Here is a 4,662-nt window from a genome sequence, read left to right on the forward strand (position 1 = left end):
CACGACCCCACCGGCATTGGACAGCATGATGCTGTACCCCACGGATTCCACCGCCGCGTAGGCCCGGTCCATTTCCGGCCCCGCGAAATGCAGGATCCGCCCCATCCGCTGGCAGCACTGGCGCAGTTCCGCGCCGGACAGCATGTCGGGCAGCGCGGGTGTCGCGGGGTCGAGGCCATAATCCTGTCGGCATCGCCGCCATGAGGCTTCCAGCCCACCGTGAAGCGTGGGCGGACCGGATGGGGCGGGGGACAGGAAACGCGCGGTACGCAGCATGTTCTTTATCTTTTTTCTGGTGCTGTTTGCGTAGGGAGTGGCGCGTAAACTCCCGGCCATGTGTCGCGGTTTCGCGACACTTCGTACGGTCTGCGTCACATGGGTGTGAAAGCTGGCAGGCCGTTCTTGCCCGGCCCTTCCATGCCGGTGTGTGCTGCGTGGGTACCCGCCCGCACCCCGTGTGCCCAATGGGCGGGACCAGTAAGGAACAGGGGAAATACCCATGCAAATAGCGCGTGAAACGCTGCTGCGCTCGTACCGGGCCATGCGCACCATCCGCATGTTTGAAGAGCGTCTGCATGTTGAATTCGCAACCGGCGAAATTCCCGGTTTCGTCCACCTTTATTGCGGCGAGGAAGCCTCCGCCGTGGGGGTGTGCGCCAATCTTACAGATAATGACACCATCGCCAGCACCCATCGCGGCCATGGCCACTGCATTGCCAAGGGCGTGGAAGTTGGCGGCATGATGTCCGAAATTTACGGGCGCAGCACCGGCGTATGCGGGGCAAGGGCGGCTCGATGCACATAGCCGACCTGACATGCGGCATGCTGGGGGCCAATGGCATCGTGGGCGGTGGCCCGCCGCTGATCTGTGGCGCGGCGCTGTCGCACAAGACCCTGGGGGATGGCGGGGTTGCCGTCGCCTTTTACGGCGATGGCGCATCCAACGAAGGCACGACGCTCGAAAGCCTCAACCTCGCCATGGTCTGGCGGCTGCCCGCCGTTTTTGTGGTGGAGGACAATGGCTATGGCGAGGCCACGAGTTCCTCCTACGCCTGCGCGGGCACCCAGCAGCGCGCGCGGCGGGGTTTGGCATGCCGTATATCGAATGCGACGGGTCGGATTACTTCGCCGTCCATCAGGCGGCGGGCGAGGCGATTGCCCATGCGCGCGAGGGCAGGGGGCCGGTCATGCTGCATGTCCACCTGACACGCTGGTACGGCCATTTTGAAGGGGACGCCATGACCTACCGCGCCGCCGATGAAGTGGCGAAGGCCCGGAGCGAGCATGACTGTCTCAAGCTGTTCCGGGACCGCGTGACGCAGGCGGCCCTGCTTGACGCCAGCGTGCTTGATGAAATCGATGCCGCCGTGGCGGACGAGATCGAGGCCGCCGTCATGAAAGCCAAGGATGATCCGCTACCGCAGGCGCCCGACCTTCTGGCCGACGTGTATGTCCGGTACTGATCCTATCCCTTCAGGAACGAAAGAAGCGAACAATGAGCAAGAAAAGCTTTCGTCAGGCCATTAACGAGGCCCTGCGCCAGGAAATGCGCCGTGACCCCACCGTGGTCCTGATGGGTGAGGACGTGGCCGGTGGGCGCGGTGGCTCGGCGGGCATAACGGACGCATGGGGCGGCGTTCTGGGCGTGACCAAGGGATTGCTGGAGGAATTTGGCGATACCCGCGTTCTCGACACCCCCATTACCGAAGCCTCCTATATCGGCGCGGCCGCCGGTGCGGCGGTAACCGGGCTGCGGCCGGTGGCGGAACTGATGTTTGTCGATTTTGTCGGGAGCTGTCTTGACCAGATCATGAACCAGGCCGCGAAGTTCCGGTACATGTTCGGCGGCAAGGCGCGCACGCCGCTGGTCATCCGCGCCATGTACGGCGCGGGCTTCAACGCCGCCGCCCAGCACAGCCAGGCGCTGTATCCGCTGTTCACCCATATTCCGGGGCTGAAGGTTGTCGTGCCCTCCTCCCCCTATGAAGCCAAGGGCCTGCTGATTTCAGCCATCCGCGACGACGATCCCGTCATCTTCCTTGAAAACAAGGTGATGTATGATGACGAGGAGGAAGTGCCCGACGAGGCCTATACCATCCCGCTGGGGGAAGCGAATCTGACGCGGGAGGGGAACGATGTCACCATCGTCGCCTTCGGCCGCATGGTGGGGCTGGCCAATCAGGCAGCCGACCGGCTGGATCGGAAGGGAATAAGCTGCACGGTCATCGATCCGCGCACCACGTCCCCGCTCGACCGGGAAACGATCCTGGAATGCGTGGCGGATACCGGCAGGCTTGTCATTGTTGACGAATCAAGCCCGCGCTGCAACATGGCCACCGATGTCGCGGCCCTGGTGGCGGAAGAAGCGTTCGATACCCTGCGCGCGCCCATCCGCCGCGTGGTGCCCCCCCATACGCCGGTGCCGTTCGCCACGGTGCTGGAAACGCTTTACCTGCAGTGTGGAAAAGATCGAGGCGGCGGTCACCGCCACCATGAACCATCGTGTAGTGGAGAAAGTCTGATATGGCTCAGGACATCACCCCTATTACCATGCCCAAATTCGGCCTGGCCATGACCGAAGGCAAGATTGCCGGATGGATGGTCGCGCCGGATACGGACATAAAGACCGGCGATGAACTGGTTGATATCGAGACCAGCAAGATCACCAACACCTTTGAAAGCCCCGTAGCCGGCAGGCTGCGCCGGCAGGTCGCGGCGAATGGGGAGACGCTGCCCGTCGGCGCGCTGATTGCCGTGGTCGCGGACGCGGCGGTTTCCGATGCGGATATTGATGCGTTCATCTCCCGTTTCCAGGCGGATTTCGCCGCCACGGCTGGCGATGCGGCCACGCAGGCCCCGGCGGATGAGCCGGTCATGATGACGGTGGGCAGTCACACCCTGCGCGTGCATGACCGGGGCGAGGGGGAGGAGACGCCTCTCATCCTCATTCACGGTTTTGGCGGCGACCTGAAGAACTGGATGCTCAACCACGCCGCGCTGGCGCAGGGGCGGCGTGTCATCGCCTTCGACCTGCCGGGGCATGGGGGGTCATCCAAGAATGTCGGGCCGGGCACGCTGGCTTTCTTCGCGGAGGTCACGGCGCAGCTTCTGGCCCATCTCAAACTGGGGCGCGTGCATGTTCTCGGTCATTCGCTGGGCGGCGGCATTGCGCTGACACTGGCGCACATGGCGCCGCAGAGCGTGGCCTCGCTTACGCTCATCGCCCCGGCGGGGATGGGGCCGCAGATCAACATGGAATTCATCAATGGCTTTATCGAGGCCGACCGCGTGCGCACGTTGCAGGATGTGCTGAAATATCTGGTGCATGACAAATCCCTCATCGGGCGGCGCATGGCGGATGACGTGTTGCGGTACAAGCGCCTTGACGGGGCGGAGGCGGCCCTGCGCACCGTCTCGGCCGCGTGCTTCCCCAATGGTAGGCAGGGGGATGACCTGCGCCCGGTCGTGGAAGCCGCCGACCTGCCCATAACCCTGATATGGGGGCATGAGGACGAAATCCTGCCCGTGGCCGGGGCGGACGGCCTGCCCGCCCGTATTGCGCGGCACATCCTGCCCGATATCGGGCATATGCCGCAGCTTGAAGCCGCCAGTCAGGTCAACACGATTGTCACCGACTTTATCAAAAGCCCGGATCTCGTAAAAACGGCCTGACGGGCTGGCCATATTCATCCCGGCAATGGCAAAGGGGGAGGGGATGGTGGCCTCTCCCCTTTGTCTATCGGGCTGTCATGCCTTCGCATCCTGAAAAGCGCGCACATGAAGTGTCCATGCAGCAGGAGAGTGTTTTTGGTGATGCTTTTTTCAAAAATCTTCAAAAGGTTGCATCTTCGTTTTCAAATATAAAATAAGTAATTGTGAAGCACATGAAGCGGAATTTAGTGTAAATAATTTCCATTCGATAATCTAGAATTGTTTTTCAGGTTTTATTTGTTTTTTCTGTCCGCCCCGCGCCTGCGCCCATGTAATCAAGGAACGCGGCAAAGCAGAAAAGACCCGACTGGACCACCAGTCATGGCATGGGAATAATAATGTTTGTCGGAATCGATCTGGGGACTTCGGCCCTGAAGGCCGTTCTGGTGGATGACAGCCAGCAGGTTGTCGGGAGCCATGCCAGTCCGTTACGTGTCAGTTCTCCCCGGCCCGGCTGGAACGAGCAGGAACCGGAGGACTGGTGGACCGGCCTGCTGGCCGCGATGGACGCCCTTGCCCACGCCCACCCGCGTGAGATGGCGGCGGTAAAGGGCATCGGCCTGTCCGGGCAGCAGCACGGCGCGGTTCTTCTGGGGCGTAACGGGGATGTGCTGCGTCCGTGCATCCTGTGGAACGACGTGCGCGCCGCCGCGCAGTGCCATGTGTTTGAACACCGGTTTCCCCTGAGCCGGCAGGTCTGTGGCAATATGGCCATGCCGGGTTTCACGGCCCCCAAGCTGATATGGGTGGCGCGTAACGAGCCGGATATTTTCCGCGCCACCCGCCATGTCCTGCTGCCCAAGGCGTGGCTGCGTTACCGCATGACGGGCGAGATGATCGAGGACATGTCCGATGCCTCCGGCTCCCTGTGGCTTGACGTGGGGGTGCGGCAGTGGTCGGACGCGGCCCTTGCAGCAACGGAACTTGCCCGTGACGCCATGCCCGCGCTGG

Annotated in this window: 2 protein-coding genes and 3 pseudogenes; 4 read left to right on the forward strand and 1 reads right to left on the reverse strand. The window is 62.6% G+C overall.

What is annotated here, in order from left to right:
* Positions 1 to 276: pseudogene (locus tag JCM25156_RS23165) on the reverse strand (sigma-54-dependent Fis family transcriptional regulator); the annotation flags it as partial.
* Between the two features lie 223 nt (positions 277 to 499).
* On the opposite strand from JCM25156_RS23165, the pseudogene JCM25156_RS23170 reads away from it, so the two are divergent.
* The 4 genes and pseudogenes from JCM25156_RS23170 to JCM25156_RS09620 form a co-directional block, all read left to right on the forward strand.
* Positions 500 to 1,463 (forward strand): annotated as a pseudogene (locus JCM25156_RS23170) (thiamine pyrophosphate-dependent dehydrogenase E1 component subunit alpha).
* Positions 1,464 to 1,495: 32 nt separating this feature from the next.
* Positions 1,496 to 2,522 (forward strand): annotated as a pseudogene (locus JCM25156_RS23175) (alpha-ketoacid dehydrogenase subunit beta).
* A gap of 1 nt (position 2,523) precedes the next feature.
* On the forward strand, positions 2,524 to 3,672 hold the full coding sequence (locus tag JCM25156_RS09615) for an acetoin dehydrogenase dihydrolipoyllysine-residue acetyltransferase subunit (RefSeq protein WP_025812902.1): 1,149 nt from the start codon (positions 2,524 to 2,526) through the stop codon (positions 3,670 to 3,672).
* Positions 3,673 to 4,049: 377 nt separating this feature from the next.
* The coding region (locus JCM25156_RS09620) for an FGGY family carbohydrate kinase (RefSeq protein WP_025812903.1) at positions 4,050 to 4,662 on the forward strand (613 nt) is incomplete at its 3' end.

The sequence above is a fragment of the Komagataeibacter kakiaceti JCM 25156 genome, from assembly GCF_000613305.1.

What these genes read in the sequence shown, in the direction of transcription:
- JCM25156_RS09615 (WP_025812902.1), top strand. Translation starts at nt 2,524, where the DNA reads ATGGCTCAGGACATCACCCCTATTACCATGCCCAAATTCGGCCTGGCC.